At 36.0% G+C, this 15,888-nt stretch carries 14 protein-coding genes; 10 read left to right on the top strand and 4 right to left on the bottom strand.

Translation table 11 applies throughout. The features are described 5' to 3' along the window. The first annotated feature begins 118 nt into the window (after positions 1-118). From BOQ64_RS18815 to BOQ64_RS24935, 5 genes are all read left to right on the top strand, one after another. Positions 119-565 (top strand): hypothetical protein, encoded by a 447-nt coding sequence (locus BOQ64_RS18815; protein WP_129059075.1) that lies wholly within the window; start codon positions 119-121, stop codon positions 563-565. Positions 566-574: 9 nt separating this feature from the next. Further along, positions 575-1,165, top strand: coding sequence for a hypothetical protein (locus BOQ64_RS18810; protein ID WP_129059076.1), 591 nt, complete (start codon positions 575-577; stop codon positions 1,163-1,165). 294 nt (positions 1,166-1,459) lie between these two features. Continuing rightward, a complete protein-coding gene (tssD, locus tag BOQ64_RS18805; RefSeq protein ID WP_068939439.1) occupies positions 1,460-1,873 on the top strand; it encodes a type VI secretion system tube protein TssD in 414 nt (137 codons plus the stop codon). Between the two features lie 267 nt (positions 1,874-2,140). Continuing rightward, entirely contained in the window at positions 2,141-3,787 is a 1,647-nt protein-coding gene (locus BOQ64_RS24940) for a 5'-3' exonuclease H3TH domain-containing protein (protein WP_410494484.1), read from the top strand. Then, positions 3,787-4,977, top strand: coding sequence for a DNA polymerase (locus tag BOQ64_RS24935; protein ID WP_410494485.1), 1,191 nt, complete (start codon positions 3,787-3,789; stop codon positions 4,975-4,977). Before BOQ64_RS24940 ends, BOQ64_RS24935 begins: the two co-directional genes overlap by 1 nt. Positions 4,978-5,038: 61 nt before the next feature. On the opposite strand, the gene BOQ64_RS18795 is transcribed toward BOQ64_RS24935, so the two are convergent. Both BOQ64_RS18795 and BOQ64_RS18790 read right to left on the bottom strand, forming a co-directional pair. Continuing rightward, positions 5,039-5,785, bottom strand: a complete 747-nt coding sequence (locus tag BOQ64_RS18795) for a protein phosphatase 2C domain-containing protein (RefSeq protein WP_129059077.1) — start codon at positions 5,783-5,785, stop codon at positions 5,039-5,041. Positions 5,786-5,953: 168 nt separating this feature from the next. Further along, complete coding sequence (locus BOQ64_RS18790) at positions 5,954-6,352, bottom strand: immunity 22 family protein (protein WP_129059078.1); 399 nt, start codon at positions 6,350-6,352, stop codon at positions 5,954-5,956. 257 nt (positions 6,353-6,609) lie between these two features. On the opposite strand from BOQ64_RS18790, the gene BOQ64_RS18785 reads away from it, so the two are divergent. Then, positions 6,610-7,257 carry an MgtC/SapB family protein gene (locus BOQ64_RS18785; protein WP_129059079.1) on the top strand — a complete coding sequence of 216 codons (648 nt, stop codon included), beginning with the start codon at positions 6,610-6,612 and terminating at the stop codon, positions 7,255-7,257. Positions 7,258-7,293: 36 nt separating this feature from the next. On the opposite strand, the gene BOQ64_RS18780 is transcribed toward BOQ64_RS18785, so the two are convergent. Then, positions 7,294-7,779: a copper resistance protein NlpE gene (locus BOQ64_RS18780; RefSeq protein WP_129059080.1), complete on the bottom strand. Its 486-nt coding sequence runs from the start codon at positions 7,777-7,779 to the stop codon at positions 7,294-7,296. A gap of 267 nt (positions 7,780-8,046) precedes the next feature. Here BOQ64_RS18780 and BOQ64_RS18775 point away from each other — a divergent pair, with 267 nt between their 5' ends. From BOQ64_RS18775 to BOQ64_RS24180, 4 genes are all read left to right on the top strand, one after another. Then, positions 8,047-10,185 carry a S46 family peptidase gene (locus BOQ64_RS18775; RefSeq protein ID WP_129059081.1) on the top strand — a complete coding sequence of 713 codons (2,139 nt, stop codon included), beginning with the start codon at positions 8,047-8,049 and terminating at the stop codon, positions 10,183-10,185. Between the two features lie 67 nt (positions 10,186-10,252). Further along, on the top strand, positions 10,253-11,254 hold the full coding sequence (locus BOQ64_RS18770) for a polysaccharide deacetylase family protein (RefSeq protein WP_129059082.1): 1,002 nt from the start codon (positions 10,253-10,255) through the stop codon (positions 11,252-11,254). Continuing rightward, positions 11,251-11,760, top strand: a complete 510-nt coding sequence (locus tag BOQ64_RS24185) for a GNAT family N-acetyltransferase (RefSeq protein ID WP_228448475.1) — start codon at positions 11,251-11,253, stop codon at positions 11,758-11,760. Before BOQ64_RS18770 ends, BOQ64_RS24185 begins: the two co-directional genes overlap by 4 nt. Continuing rightward, the gene (locus BOQ64_RS24180) at positions 11,663-12,334 is read left to right on the top strand and encodes a hypothetical protein (protein WP_228448473.1); all 672 of its coding nucleotides are present in this window, start codon (positions 11,663-11,665) and stop codon (positions 12,332-12,334) included. The genes BOQ64_RS24185 and BOQ64_RS24180 overlap by 98 nt, the downstream gene beginning before the upstream one ends. Positions 12,335-12,400: 66 nt before the next feature. Here the strand turns inward: BOQ64_RS24180 and BOQ64_RS18760 are convergent, their stop codons facing one another. Beyond that, a complete protein-coding gene (locus BOQ64_RS18760) occupies positions 12,401-15,268 on the bottom strand; it encodes a M16 family metallopeptidase (protein WP_129059083.1) in 2,868 nt (955 codons plus the stop codon). Positions 15,269-15,888 lie beyond the last annotated feature (620 nt).

Raw genomic sequence — 15,888 nt, 5'->3', positions numbered from 1 at the left:
AATGAAACCGTTGCAGGCCATTTTATTTATTCTGGGAATTGCAGGTGTAATAATGACCCTTTTAATGACAGGCTTTTTTATATTACATTGATCATAGATAAAAGAATTAGCTAATAACATGAAAGTTATATTGTACATTGCGTTTATGGTTTCATTTGGGTGGCTGCTTTTCAGGTTGCCGGTACTGTATCCTAAAAACAAAGCTTTACGTATTACGGGATTGGGAATTATTGCCGGTTTTCTATTTCTTATTGTTGCTTCCATTTGTTTTTTATTATATGCTGCTAAAGTTGATCGCGGAATTTTGGTCTACGAAAAACAGCTTTTTAGTATTGGTCTGGGAATTATTTCCCTGTTCTTCTACAGTTTCTTTGTTTTGTTATTTACAGAAGTGATTTTAGATAACATACTCATTAGATTTCATCAGACACATAACGTACAGAATTTGGATAAGAACCCTGTAAAATTTGTAATCCATAATGCAGGCAAAATAAAAGCAGGATTCAAACTATTTTTTCTGATGGGCGGATTTCTTGTGTATTATGGAGTATGTTTTGGAGCTTAACATATAGGAATGGGAAGAAGAGAATTCATATTAAAAAATGTTCTGCCATTTCATGCAGGCTGGACATTATTGGTTATCATTCCAACAATGGCTTTATATGGAACCCTGTATTATTTTTTATTTGATTTCAGTGTTTCTCTGATGACGATTTTTACCCTGTTGTATTTCGGAAGCTGCTATTTAATCCTGAAGGCGATTTCTGTAAAAATGACCATCTGGTTTGATGACCATTATCTTTATCTGAAAAAGAATAATAACAGATATGTAAAATACCTTAAGACTGATATTATTGGATTCTATTCATATGATTATGAAACAAAAAGCCCACAATTACGGAATTCAAAAATATATTTCAAAATTTGTCTGAAAAATAAACAGAATATTGATCTGCATGATGTAGAGTACAGAAGTCGATATGATGAAGACAAAGGAACCGAATTGAGAAGGTTTCTGAAAAAAGCTCAAAAAGAATTGCAATTCTCACCAATGAAGAGGAAAAATAAATTTCAGAACATATATTGGTATTCCAATGGACATCAAGTGCAAAATAATATTGACCATATGAATCATGACAAATTAATAAATCCAGTAAATAAATGATAAGGTTTTGATGATTTTTAAAAGGTCATGAAGAGAGTTTTGTAATATAATATTTCTCTTTAGTGTGTAATAATTAATATTTTATTATTGTTTTTAAATTATAGTTAAAATATTTATTAATAGTATGTTGTGGGATGTTTTAACTCCATTGTCGTAGAATTACTACATAAAATCGTAGAACTACTACAATTTTTCAGATTTCCATTCAAAAGCTTTTTTTTCAACTTGAGGGCCTTTATCTTTGTCCTATAATTATTGAATCACAAATATTATTAACGATTAAAATTTACAATCATGGCAGAAAGAAACTCAAGAGGAATCTTAAAATTCAACAACGGAGAAGGTCAGAAATTATTAAAACTGAACTACAGTGTATCAAGATCAACAGACGTATCAGGACGTGTAGCATCAGACCCTTCTAACGCATTAATTAAAGTTACAGTAGAAGCTACTGAAAAATCAGACATCCTTGAAAGCTTATTGAACGGAAAATATAAGCCAACAGTAGGAGAAATTGTTTTCAACAAATCTCACGAAGAAGGAACTCTAATCACTTTGAAATGGGAAAACGGATACGTTATCCAACACGAAGTAGACTTCGATGCAATTGACAGCAACAGTATGCTGATCAGCTTCGTAATTAGTGCTGAAACTATCGACTACGGTACTTCTCAGTACGCAGGTCTTTGGCCATCTGCTGGTAAATAATCCGGCACAACAAAACTTAAAAAAACTAATGGAACAGTATGCTCACAGAGTGTACTGTTCTGTTTTTTATCAAACTACTGAAAACGATACATAATCCCTGTAAAACCAGTATCTAAAAGGGAAAAGTCATTATTACACCACAAGCCAATAGTGAATTTCCACACCTCGCACCCCGTAACCCACATCTCGTAACCCGCACCCCGAATCCCATCCCCAAAACTAGCAACTTATCTTCCTATTTTCTTATATTTGTTCATTATAGATAATATGGACGCAACACAAGATAAAAGGCTGTTTCTCATCGATGCTTATGCGATGATTTTCAGAGGATATTACGCACTGATCAGAAATCCGAGACTAACCAGTACAGGGTTAGACACTTCTGCCATTTTTGGCTTTACCAACTCTTTGATCGAATTGATCCGAAGAGAAAAACCAACGCATTTGGCTGTTGTTTTTGATGTAGGAAGAGCAAGCGTAAGAACCGATGATTTCGCAGACTATAAAGCTAACAGAAGTGAAACTCCTGAAGCCATTAAAATTGCTGTTCCATACATTCACAGGATTCTGGAAGGAATGCATATTCCGATACTTGGGGTTGAAGGGTATGAAGCAGATGATGTGATTGGTACCATTGCCTGCAAAGCAGAAAAAGAAGGTTATACCACGTTCATGGTAACACCGGATAAAGATTTTGCACAGCTGGTTACAGATAAAATCAAGATATATAAACCGGGATTAAAAGGCGGAGATATAGAAATTCTGGGGGTAGATGAAGTGAAAGCCAAATATGAGATTGAAGATCCTAAACAGGTTATTGATTATCTGGCTATGATGGGAGATGCTGTAGATAATATCCCGGGATTGGAAGGAGTAGGAGAGAAAACTGCTATGAAATTCCTTAAAGAATTCGGAAGCATCGAAAACCTATTGGCGAATACCGATAAGCTGAAAGGAAAGCTGAAAGAAAAAGTAGAAGCCTCTGCAGAACGCGGAATTCTATCAAAAAAACTAGCGACTATTATTTGTGATGCTCCTGTTGAGTTTCATCAGGAACAATATGATCTTGAAACCCCGGATTTTGAAAAAGTAAAAGAAGTCTTTGAAGAAATTGAATTCAGAAGATTATACGAAAACCTTTACAGAGCATTTGCTCCGGCAGCTACAGAAACTGCCGTAGTAAGTGAAGTGGAAGTGAAACAGGCCGCTCCGGCAGGAACAGAAGTAAAAGGACAGGCCATGCAGCTTGATCTTTTTGCCAATTTTGAAGAGCTGGATCAGGCAACTTCTACAAAATCATCCATTGAACATAACGATCATTTGTATCAGTTCATAGACAATCCAAAAGCTCAGAAAAAACTGGTAGACAATCTACTGAAGCAGAGTGCAGTTTGTTTTGATACAGAAACCACTTCTTTGAATGAGCTGGAAGCAGAGTTGGTAGGGATGAGTTTCTCCTATAAAAAAGGATTAGCCTATTATATCCCTTTATCTGAAAACAGAGAAGAAGTATTGCAAACGCTTGAGATCTTCAGACCGTTTTTTGAGAAAGAAGATCTGCTGAAAATCGCTCACAATCTAAAATTCGATTATAAAATATTAAAGCAATACGACATCACCGTAAAAGGAGCGATGTTCGATACCATGATTGCCCATTACCTGCTGAATCCTGACGGAAGACACGGAATGGACTATCTTTCTGAGGTATACCTGAATTATAAACCCGTTTCCATTGAAACCATTATTGGAAAGAAAGGGAAAAAACAGGGAACATTCAGGGATGCAGACCTTAGAACCCAGACCGATTATGCTGCGGAAGATGCAGACGTAACGTTCCAGTTGTATGAACTCTTTGCTCCACAGCTGAAAAAGGAGAATCTGGAAGAGCTTTTTTCAATATTGAAATGCCGCTGATGGAAGTTCTGGCGAAAATGGAACTTACCGGAATTTCTTTAGATGAAAAATGGCTGGCACAGGAAAGCGTTGATCTTGAAAATGACCTGAGAGACTTAGAAAAAACAATTTTTGAACTTTCAGAAGAAGAATTCAATATGAATTCACCTAAACAGTTAGGGGAAATTCTGTTTGAAAAAATGCAGCTTGATCCGAAAGCCAAAAAGACCAAGACAGGACAGTATGCTACCTCGGAAGACGTCCTTCAAAAGCTGGCTTCAAAGCACGAGATCATCAAACATATTCTGGAATATAGAACCTATCAGAAATTAAAATCAACCTATGTAGATGCATTGCCATCACAGATTGATAAATTAGATAACAGAGTACACACCAATTTCTCTCAAACTACAGCGGCTACAGGACGTCTGGCAAGTGTGAACCCGAACCTGCAGAATATTCCGATCAGAACATTGAGAGGACAGCAGATTCGTGGAGCCTTTGTTTCCGGAGAAGGAAAGAAGATTATTTCTGCCGATTATTCACAGATTGAACTTCGTCTGATCGCTGAAATTTCAGGAGAAGACAATATGATTAAAGCATTCCAGGACGGTGAAGATATTCACGCATCCACTGCGGCAAAACTCTTTAAAGTTCCTTTGGCTGAGGTTTCAAAAACCCAGAGAAGTCAGGCTAAAACGGTAAACTTCGGAATAATTTATGGACAAGGGGCTTTTGCTTTAGCTGAACAAACCGGATTATCCCGTTCAGAAGCTAAACAGATGATTGAAGCCTATTTTGAAACCTATCCGAAACTGAAGGAATATATGGCAGAACAGGTGAACAAAGCCCGCCAGATGGGATATGTTGAAACCATTCTGGGAAGAAAGCGCCACTTAAAAGATATTAATTCCAATAATTTCGTAGTAAGAGGTCACGCAGAAAGAAACGCGGTAAATGCTCCGGTACAGGGAAGTGCAGCTGATATCGTGAAAATCGCTATGATTAAAATAGACCGTGAACTGGAAGAACAGCAGTTAAAAACAAAAATGTTACTTCAGGTACATGACGAATTGGTATTTGAAGCTCCGGCAGATGAAATTGATGCTGCTTCAAAACTCATTAAAACTGAAATGGAAAATGCCCTGAAAACGCAGGTTCCGTTATTGGTGGAAATCGGAGTAGGAGATAACTGGCTGGAAGCCCATTAATAGATTAAACTTACTTGAATAATAAACAAAACTTCCGCTTACGGGCGGAAGTTTTTATTTTTTAATGGTGAAGATTATTTTTAATAAGTCTGATAATCGCTAAATCATCTGTTGGCTTCATTCCATATTGATGCTCAAGTATTTTTATTTTTTTGCTGAGCATTTCTTCAGAAGTATCATTTTGAGGAGCTGTCATCAGGTATTCAACGCAGTTTATACTTTCAGAACCAGTTTTCTTCACTTTGGCAAAACTGAGAATTCCATCAGTGGCAATTGAAATATCATCTAAATGTTCAAAAAATATCTTTTGAGTTTGAGAAAGATACCAATCTTCAAAATTTGCATTAAGGTGATAAGCGAAATAGTCTGGTTTATTATCCCTGTCAAACTCTGTAATTCTTCCATTGATACAAATAACCCCGTCACCAAGAGATAAAATAACTCCTTTGTTTTCATAAGCATCATAAAGTAAGATAATAAGGGTGGTTAGTAGCTCTTTCTCATCCAGCATCAGATGTTTTTTTAGGAATGTTATTTCGTTAAACAATCCTTTTATAATTGCTTTAAGCTGCTCATCAAGGCTATATTGAACATCTTTTTTATACCATTCTTTATAACCTGTTTCGATGATAATTTTACGCAAGATTTTACTCACTAATGTAGAAGCAAAATGACTTTCCATAGCAGTAGAGCAACCATCCATTACAGCACATATTGTTTTATTGGAATTTATTTTTTTGATAATAAGATGATCTTCACAATGATTAGTATGGTAATCACCTATTTTTAAGGAGGAATATATATTCATGAACGAGCGGAAAGGTATTGCTTTTTAATTAGAAAAACAATTCCCTGTCAATCACCTTTTTTGCAATGGCTATGATGTATTAATTCGAGAAAAAGTTTTTATTTTAAATAAGAAACCTGGCCATAATAGAAATATACAGCCAGGTTTTTTAAATTTTTATGATGCTATTTAAACGTCAAACTCAATCTCACCAATATAATACAGCTTGTTTTCCTCTCCATCCACAGAAACAGGATTAGGAATTACAAATCTGCTGGCAAAAACAATAGCGTTTACCGGAGTATCCAGGCTCAGTTCATTAAGCTTTTGTTCAAGAATAGGAAGCCATTCGTCTGCATAAGAATATTCCGAGAATTTTTCAACCAGCCCTAATCTTTCATCTTCAAAACCATATTCTATAAAGTCATCATCAAACCATTTGATGTCCTGAGACTCTGCAAATTTTGAAACATACTGATTGTCATTTTCTTCTTCCAGATAATAATTTTCATCCTCTTCTACAAAAGCATAAAATTCTTCTTCATTCTTAAAATACCCCAGCCAGAAGTGAGAAATTTCTTTGTCCATAATGTATTGTTTGTTGTATTATTTACTATAATTATTTAGAATGAGCACTTCTCCGATGATTAATTTCTATCAAACTTCGTACGCTCATTTACCGTTTGAAAAAATAGATGTAAGATTTACTTTTCCATTTGAAAGTGTAATATTACAAAAGTTTTCTGTTACATCTGTTTTTTAGTAACAGTAGACAAAGTCTGGGCATCAAAAATAGTTCCGTAAAACTTTTTATTGTAAATTTATTCTATCATTAAATCTTGAAAATGGAATTTCTACAGGACCATTATGTGGTTAAGAATGAGTTATTACTGATCTTTATTTCCGTAGTCCTCGGATTACTGATTGGTGCTGAACGGGAATACCGCAACAAATCTGCAGGCTTACGTACTTTTATTCTGGTTTGCTTCGGAGCCTGTCTGTTTACGATCCTTTCCATCAAAATAGGGGTTGCCAATCCTGATCGTCTGGCAGCCAATATTATCACCGGAATCGGTTTTTTGGGAGCCGGAGTAATATTTAAAGGAGAAAATAAGATTGAAGGTATCACTACAGCTACTACCATTTGGGCAACAGCCTCAATAGGAATGGCGGTAGGTTCAGGGTATGTGTACTTTTCCCTTCTGGGAACAGCTTTAGTGCTTATTATTCTTAGTGCATTAACCTATCTGCAAAGCTTTATAGATAATTATAACAAGATTCGAGAATATAAAGTCGGGGTAACAAATTCAGCAGATCTGAAACATTGCGAAGAACTCTTTAAAAAACATCGTTTGAAGTATGTTTTAATCAAACAGCAATATACACAGGGAAATATTACCGCTACATGGAGGCTGACAGGCAAGAATACCCATCATGAAGGATTAATAAAAGATCTGGTGGAAGATTCAACAATTATAGCTTATCAGTTTTAGAATAAAGCAAAAAAATAAAGGCCGAAGCCTTTATTTTTATTTTTTCTTGAATATATACAAATCCTTGTTAGGTCCGTCAATCTCTTTTCCTTCCATATCCAGTTGGATCAGCATATTTTCACCCACTTTATATTTGTAGTTTGCTGTTTTCCCTTTTAAAGTGATAACACTTCCTGTTGCATCCCATGTAAAAGTACCTTTATCTTCATTCTTTGACTTTCTTTCAAGATATTCTTCAGTAATGCTGAATGTTTTATCCGTGTTCAAAGTTAAAGAAGTCTTGATTCCCGGGCAATCTGCACATGGAACTGTTGCTTCATAAGTACCGTTCCAATCCAAAGCATTTTCAGAGGTATCTCCCTGTGCACTGGTTGTTGTATGAGCTGTACTGTCTGCTGCCGTTGACTGAACAGTTGCCGCAGAATCTGTTGCAGAAGTTTTGGAATCTACAGTCTCTTTTTTAGAACAAGAAGCAAGAAATAAAGCCGCTCCAATTCCAAGGATAAGTGTTTTGTTTTTCATCGTAATAATTAATTTAAGTATGTTTTTAAACTGACAGATTTTAATCAAAAACTGAGCCAAGAGGATGGAGAGAGTGTAAGAGGGTTTGAGAGTGGGAGAGAAAGAGAGAAGTCAATAGTGAATGGTCAATTCGTTTCGCTTGTCAATTTTTTGTAGACGTTGAATTCACCATTCATTTGCGAAGCAAAATTCACCATTGATATTTTTACCCTCGTTTTATGAGGACTATTCCTATTTTTCTTCGTAAATTCGGGCAAAATTTTGATTATGACAAAAAAGATACTTTTATCCGTATTTCTTTTGCCTGCTGCAATGGCATTTGCACAACAATATGGTGGAATGTGGATTCCTACAGAACTGAATGAAAAGGAAATGAAGGATTTGGGAATGAAAATCTCTGCAAAAGATATTTTCAATCCTCAGAAACCGAGCATAAAGGATGCTGTGGTGCAGTTTAACGGCGGATGTACTGCAGAAATCATCTCTCCAAAGGGATTGTTACTGACTAACCACCACTGTGGGTTTGGCCAGATTCAGGCACATTCTACAGTTCAGAATGACCTTCTTTCAAACGGTTTCTGGGCTAAGAATATGAACGGTGAACTTCCAAATCCGGGAGTAAAAGTAGATTTTATCGTAGATATAAAAGATGTTAGTTTCCAGATTTTAGAAGGAACCGATCATCTTACAGAACCTGAACTTACTAAAAAGATCAACAACAATATTGAGGTTTATAAAAACTCTCAGAAAATTGAATCTTTCCAATCAATCATGATAAAGCCAATGTACTATGGAAACAAGTATTATGCTTACACGATTGAAACTTATAAAGATATCCGTCTTGTAGGAGCACCCCCTCAAAGCATCGGGAAATTCGGAAGTGATACAGACAACTGGGTTTGGCCTAGACATACCGGAGACTTCTCAATGTTCAGAATCTATGCAGATAAAGATAACAAACCTGCAGAATATTCAAAAGATAACGTTCCTTATACTCCGAAACACTATTTACCGGTTTCCATCAAAGATAAGAATGAGAACGATTTCACATTTGTATTCGGATTCCCGGGAAGAACTACAGAATATCTTCCGGCAGTAGCAGTAGAAAAGATCATGAATGAAATTGATCCTGCAAGAATTGCTGTACGTGACGTTGCTTTAAAAACATTAGATGAAAAGATGCGTGTAGATAACGAAACACGTATTAAATATGCTTCCAAATATGCATCAGTAGCCAATTACTGGAAAAAATGGATTGGTGAAGTAGAAGGATTGAAGAAATCCAATGCTGTTGAGAAAAAAGTAATGTATGAAGGATCTTTAGTTTCTAAAAATCCTGAAGTAAAAACCACTTTAGATCAGCTGAATAAGCTTTACAACGAGCAGGCTCCTTATGCACTGAACAATGCATATTACACAGAAGTAGTAAGAAATGCTGAGACTTTGAAGCTTGCAGGAGATTATTATGATTTTGTAGCTGCTGTAGAAGCTGGAAGAATGGATGAGAAGGAGCTTACGAAACTGAAAACAAAACTTACTTCTTTCTATAAAGACTATAGCGCAGAACTAGATGCTAAAGTAACAGCAAAATTACTGGCTTTATATACCAACAAAACTGCTCCACAGTTTTTACCGGCAGGATTCAATAAATATAAGGATGAAAATGCAAACATCCCTGTTGTTGAAGATATGTCTAAAAACTCTATTATTACAGGAAGAACAGCTGTAAACGGAGGAACACTGACTGCAGATATTGATAAAGCATTCTCTAATCAGGACAAGTTGATTAAAACTTTGAAAAAAGATCCTATCTACCAGCTTTACGTTTCTATGAAAGAGACTTATATGAAAGCAGCAGATCCACAATACTCTTCTCTTCAGGCAAAAATTGATGCATTGCAGAAGAAGTTTATGGCTCAGCAGATGGAGACAGACAAAGACAGAAAATTCTTCCCGGATGCTAACTCGACACTTCGTGTAACGTATGGTAAAGTTAAAGGTTCCGCTCCAAGAGATGCTGTTTCTTATGGATACCAGACTCACCTTGCCGGAGTAATGGAGAAATATATTCCTGGAGATTATGAATTTGATGTTCCTAAGAAACTGATTGAACTTTACAACAAGAAAGATTTCGGAATCTATAAAGATAAAACTGGAGATGTGCCTGTAGGATTTACAGCTACTAACCACACAACAGGTGGTAACTCTGGAAGCCCGGCTCTTGATGCGAACGGAAACCTGATAGGTCTTAACTTCGACAGACAGTGGGAAGGAACGATGAGTGATATTAACTACGATCCACGTTTCAGCAGAAACATCATGGTAGATACAAAATATATCCTTTTCGTCGTTGAGAAATTTGCAGATGCTAAATGGCTTGTTGATGAAATGAAAGTGATAAAATAATTTTAAAAGTTATACCTTTAAAGAATCTATTCAAATCTATTTTGAATAGATTCTTTTTATTTTTAGGATGAAGGATCAGCTCATTAATCTATTTACTGCTTTTGAAACAGTTCAATTCGGAAAATCTTTTCCGCTGGACTACTGTTTACCTGTTTATCATTGTGTTTCTGATGAAAATCTTCCGCATATCAAGCATGTGATCCAGTATAAGAATATCAGGCAGTTTGAAGAGGATATAGACTGTTTTTCAAAACATTTTCAGTGGGTAAACTGGCAGGAATTTAAAGATTTTACTTCCGGGAGTTTCAAACCTAAAAAAAAGATAGCTCTGCTTACTTTTGATGATGGTTTCAGAGAGTTTTATGATATTGTTGCCCCAATTCTGGAGCGTAAAGGAATCTATGCCTGCAATTTTATAAATCCGGCTTTTATTGATAATAAAGAGATCATGTTCAGATGCAAAGCTAGTTTGCTTATAGAGGATCTGAAAATAGAAAAATCTATAGACCCTGAAATCTATCGTATTCTTTCTCTCGATAGCCAAGCGGCAAAAGAAACATTGAAAAAGGAAATTCTGAAAATTACCTATCAGAAAAAAGATATTCTGGATGTACTGGCTGAAAAGCTTAACGTTGATTTTCAATCTTATTTACAGGAGCATAAACCTTATTTGAGCACTGAACAATTGAGAAATCTTACCAGCAGAGGTTTTGGCATATCATCTCACAGTTGGGATCATCCGAAATTTGGAGCTTTGTCTTTAGAACAGCAGATGGAATCTATCCATAAAACTTTCGCTTATTTAAAGGAAAATGGTTTCCTGTATGACACTTTTGCATTTCCTTTCACGGATTTTGGGGTGAAAAATGATTTCTTTGAAGAGCTTTTTAAAAATAAAGAAATATACTGCAGCTTCGGAGCCGCAGGAATTAAGCTGGACAGTGTAAAAAAGAATTTTCAGAGAATTCCAATGGAAATGGGTGAAAGTGCAGAAAGAATACTGAAAAAAGAAATCGCTTATTTCAGACTGAAAAAGCTGATGAATAAAAATACGATTGTGAGAAAATGATACAGCTGAAGATATTCAATAAACAGGAACTGGAAAAATTTGTATCATCCGGTGAATTTAAACAGTATGATTTTCTTCCTATCACAGAACATCGTGCCCTTTCCCATATCCATAATCCAAAAGCTACTAGTGAGCAGACGCTTTTAATTCTTGCTTTCTATGAAGGAAGATTGGCCGGATATATGGGATGTCTTCCCGATTATTTTGATATTGAAGGAACCAAAATAAGATTTGCCTGGCTGAGTACATTGTATGTAAGCGATGAATTCAGAGGTAAAAAAGTTGCTAAAGCCCTTCTGCAAAAAGCTTTGGATGAATATGATAATAAGGTTATCATGGCAGAATTTACAAAAGAAGCTGAGATCTTTTTTAATCATATAGGAAGCGTAGAGAACATTTTTCCTAAAAATGGAAAACGGTATTATTTCAGAGCAGATACAGCAACTGTTTTTCCGGAAAAAAGAATGGATAAAAACATTTACCCCTCTTTTACACCTTGTAGATAGTACAGCGAATGCCCTGATCGGAATAAAGAATATCAGGACAGGGAAACCGGATTTCAGATTTGAAGTTTTGGATAAAATGGATGTTGATATCAAAAACCTTGTTTCCTCATTTAATAGCCAGCGAACTGCAGATGAAATCAGCTATTTTATAGAAAATCCCTGGATTCTGGAAGGTAGAAAAAGAGATGAAAACTATTTCTTTTCCAGCTATGCTGAGGTGTTTAAATATAAGTGGGTTAAAATTTATAATGAACAGGGGAATCTGGAGACTGCATCACTATTGCTTTTACGGGATGGACATCTTAGAGTTCCTTATGTTTTTTCAACTGAAAGTTCAGACCTAAAAAGGTTTATTCAGTTTTTAAATATTTTCATCATTCAAAACAGAATAAAAATGATGACTGTTTACAATGAAACACTGAATCAGAAAATAAAAGAATCTGCATTATTATCCAGCATCTATGAGAAGGATTTCAAACGGGACTACCTTTTCCGTAAAGAACTACTGCTAAGTCTTCCAAAGAATTTCAATCCTCAGTTACAGGATGGAGATGGAGACTGTATGATGACATAAGCAAATCAAGCATCACTTATAGAATTAAAAAGCCGCTCAAAATCATTATTGAGCGGCTTTTTTATTTTAGTGTCCGAAAATATCTTGCAGACTTACTTCAGTAAATGTTCCCATTTTACTTACAGCTTCCATATCCAGGTTTTCCTTTTTACCGATAATGGCTGTATTAAAGTTCACAGATTGAATTTCCGACTGATAAAACTGTCTGATGTCTTCAAACTTCAATGCCTGGATCTGTTCAAAAATATCTTTTCTGAAATCATGGTCAATTCCAAGCTTCTTTAACCTCAAAGTATTGAAAAATATATTGTTTCGGGTTACTCTGGTGGATGCAATCTGCTTTAATGCTGCATTTCTGGCATTTTCAAACTGAATGGTAACCTCAGGAAGTTCACTCATCAGTTCGTTCATAGTGTCTACTGCAATCATCAGCTTATCTGGTTGTGTTCCGATATAAGTGGTAATATAATCAGGATGATTCAGCTCTGCACTGGCTGCATAAGAAACATATGCAGAATAGGCTAAACTTTTGCTCTCACGAATCTCCTGAAAAACAATAGAAGACAATCCTCTTCCAAAATATTCATTAAAAACATTAACCTTTCCAAAATAAGCCGGATTCACCATATTTCCCTTTCCAACCTTGCTCATCTCCATCTGAACCATGTCATAATTGATAAAGTATACATTTCCGCCGGTAGCTGGTTCAGGATATTGTTTCGGCTCAGGAATCTGAAGGCTTTCCGTTTCAGTATATTCACCAATATATCCTTTGAAGGCTTCAAAATCTTTTCCATAAAAGAAAATCTGGTAAGGATATTTGAACAGCTTTTTCATTCTGTCAGTGAATACCTCTGCTTGGCTGCTTTCAAGCTCTTCCTTAGTGATAACATCTGTAAAACGGGAAGTATTTCCTAGTTTTGTATAAGTAGTAAGTGCTGTCATGATACGGTTTTTATCCTTTTTAACAGCCTGACGGTTTTCCAGCACAGTTCCTACAAATTGATTGTAGATTTCCTGATTTGGCTGTACACGGTACATCCATTGCTGTAGAAGGGCAATTCCCTTTTCAATATTCTCCTCTAAACCACTTAGTGAAATCAGCAACTGATTATTGGTTGTTTTAAAATCATTGCTGACTCCGATTTTGAAAAATTCCTTTTTCAGATCCTCAGGAGAAAGCTCATCGGTACCTAAATACTGAAGCAGTTGAGTGGAAATTCCCAGTTCACGGTCATTATCACTTCCAAAAGGGAAAATAAAATGAACCTGGGCAATATCATTGTATTTATTCTTTACAAAACTTAATTTCTTTCCTTTGATCTCATCAGTTGCGATTTCCTTTTGATAATCAATGAATTCAGGTTTAATATCTTCTGTTTTATCGGATAAGATTTCCTTTAAAAACTCAGATTGTGCATCACGGTTAATCTTGACAGGTGTAATTCCTGGATTATCCACTCTTAGTAACTTATCATTAATGCCTTTTTCTTTATTAATAACAACATAATTATTCTTAAAGAAATCATTAGCGAAACGGATAATATCTTCCTTGGTGAAGCTTGCATATTCATCCATCTCATTCAGTTCCTGTTCCCAGCTTCTTCCTTTTATATAGATATCGTATAGAGTAGTGGCAAGGCCTTCCGCAGTTTCAAGACCTTTCATTCTCTGAAGTTTGAAGTCATTAATAATGGCAGGAAGCATCCAATCTGGGAAATCACCTTTTTTAATAAGCTCAATTTCTTCCAGAACCATAGCTGTTGCCTCTTGCAGGGTTTGAGTTTCTTTCGGAACCGCAACAATAGAAAAATAGCCATATTGCTTTAATCCTACGGAGAAAGCCTGTGCCCAAAGCATTTTTTGGGTCTGGTTGATATGAAGATCCAATAAACCGGCCTCACCTCTGTTACTCAGAATATTCACAACAATATCAGCAAGCATTGCTTCCCTTGTTCCATAACTATCCGTTCTCCAGGCCAATTGAACACGTGGAGTAGTAGGACTTTTCACCGTTCTCTCAACAATTTCTGTAATAGGCTGCTCAATAATAGGAGTTTTTTTAGGAAGCTCTCTATAAGGAAGAGTACCAAAATACTGGTCTACTAATTGAATAGTCGCTTCAAAATCAAAATCCCCAACCAATACCATAGCATAGTTATTTGGAACATAGTATTCATCAAAATACTTATGAATAGCCTTCATAGAAGGGGTTTTCAAATGCTCAGGCCTGCCCAGTGTAGTTTGCTGCCCGTTAGGATGGGTCGGGAAAAGCGCGGACATCAATTCATAGTTCACCAGTCTCGAATCATTATCCTGAGCCCTGTTGAATTCCTCATATACAGACTCCAGTTCCGTATGAAAAAGACGCAGAACAATCTCAGAAAATCTTTCCTTTTCTATTTTCAGCCACTTTTCCAGTTCATTATTCGGAACATTGTTTTTATACACTGTTTCATCAAACCAGGTATGGGCATTGGTTCCCGTAGCACCTAATGAAGAAATAGCTTTGTCATACTCATTGGCAATCGCATACTGGCTTGCTTCCTGAGATACTTCGTCAATCTTTTTATAGATGTCTTTTTTCTTTTCAGGATCCTGTTCTGCTTTATGCTTTTCATACAGTGCAGAGATCTGGTCCAGAAGGTCCTTTTCTTTTTCCCAATTCTGAGTTCCTATTTTAGAAGTTCCTTTAAACATCATGTGCTCAAGATAATGAGCAAGTCCGGTATTATCTGCAGGATCATTATTACTGCCAGTTCTTACCGGAATAAAAGTCTGAATCCTTGGGGCATCAAAGTTTTGAGCAAGGAAAACCTTCAGACCGTTCTTCAATGTGTAGCTTCTTACGTTATTCTTATCGTGGGTTACTGTAGTATATTCGTAGTGGTTAGCATCTGTATGAACCGTTTCTTTATATTTTCTGTCTGTCATATATGAATTCATTTCATCCCTAATATAGTAAGAATGTAATACAAATGTAAGCAATCAAAAAAATGTACCCCGATTTTTATGACTATTGCATCTATTATCATAGTTGAACAGATGAATCAGGCAGAAGAATATCTTATATAGCAGAGGGCAAGAGCATTTTTTCAGGAGCTTTATCCCGCTATCCACTCATACTCCTCACGCCTTTGCTCCCCACCGCTCCAACCCTCAAACTTGCAAGCACTCTGTTGCGGGGTAACCGTTCCTATCGGGGCTAGGGTAGAGGACCAGATTTATAAATGATGAGCAATGAGTAATAGGTAATAGGTAATAGGTAATAAGGTGGAGTTAATTAATAGTATTAACAATTATCCCTAAGGAACGACCTCCATCATTCCCCTCCTCTGGAGGGGTGTCAAAAATTCAAAGAATTTTTGACAGGGTGGTAATCTCCTGGCATCAACCATTTCTATTCATCTCATCTATATTCATCTGTGTAAATCTGTGCCATCTGTGGGAAAATAAAAAAACTTCCCTTTAATCATTTTTATAATCTATTCTAGAATCTTTCATAATAATCCTTCTACTTATATATTATATAGTCTCTTTATTTCCCATCACTC

The organism is Chryseobacterium sp. CH25 (assembly GCF_004119455.1).
Lineage (GTDB): Bacteria > Bacteroidota > Bacteroidia > Flavobacteriales > Weeksellaceae > Chryseobacterium.
Note: the sequence above shows the minus strand (reverse complement) of the source record. Positions and strands in the feature narration are given on the sequence as shown.

Bases quoted from the DNA above. Each gene is read 5' to 3' on its own strand.
- BOQ64_RS18815 (WP_129059075.1), top strand. From the start codon at position 119: ATGAAAGTTATATTGTACATTGCGTTTATGGTTTCATTTGGGTGGCTG.
- BOQ64_RS18810 (WP_129059076.1), top strand. From the start codon at position 575: ATGGGAAGAAGAGAATTCATATTAAAAAATGTTCTGCCATTTCATGCA.
- tssD (WP_068939439.1), top strand. From the start codon at position 1,460: ATGGCAGAAAGAAACTCAAGAGGAATCTTAAAATTCAACAACGGAGAA.
- BOQ64_RS24940 (WP_410494484.1), top strand. From the start codon at position 2,141: ATGGACGCAACACAAGATAAAAGGCTGTTTCTCATCGATGCTTATGCG.
- BOQ64_RS24935 (WP_410494485.1), top strand. From the start codon at position 3,787: ATGGAAGTTCTGGCGAAAATGGAACTTACCGGAATTTCTTTAGATGAA.
- BOQ64_RS18795 (WP_129059077.1), bottom strand. From the start codon at position 5,785: ATGAATATATATTCCTCCTTAAAAATAGGTGATTACCATACTAATCAT.
- BOQ64_RS18790 (WP_129059078.1), bottom strand. From the start codon at position 6,352: ATGGACAAAGAAATTTCTCACTTCTGGCTGGGGTATTTTAAGAATGAA.
- BOQ64_RS18785 (WP_129059079.1), top strand. From the start codon at position 6,610: ATGGAATTTCTACAGGACCATTATGTGGTTAAGAATGAGTTATTACTG.
- BOQ64_RS18780 (WP_129059080.1), bottom strand. From the start codon at position 7,779: ATGAAAAACAAAACACTTATCCTTGGAATTGGAGCGGCTTTATTTCTT.
- BOQ64_RS18775 (WP_129059081.1), top strand. From the start codon at position 8,047: ATGACAAAAAAGATACTTTTATCCGTATTTCTTTTGCCTGCTGCAATG.
- BOQ64_RS18770 (WP_129059082.1), top strand. From the start codon at position 10,253: ATGAAGGATCAGCTCATTAATCTATTTACTGCTTTTGAAACAGTTCAA.
- BOQ64_RS24185 (WP_228448475.1), top strand. From the start codon at position 11,251: ATGATACAGCTGAAGATATTCAATAAACAGGAACTGGAAAAATTTGTA.
- BOQ64_RS24180 (WP_228448473.1), top strand. From the start codon at position 11,663: ATGGAAAACGGTATTATTTCAGAGCAGATACAGCAACTGTTTTTCCGG.
- BOQ64_RS18760 (WP_129059083.1), bottom strand. From the start codon at position 15,268: ATGACAGACAGAAAATATAAAGAAACGGTTCATACAGATGCTAACCAC.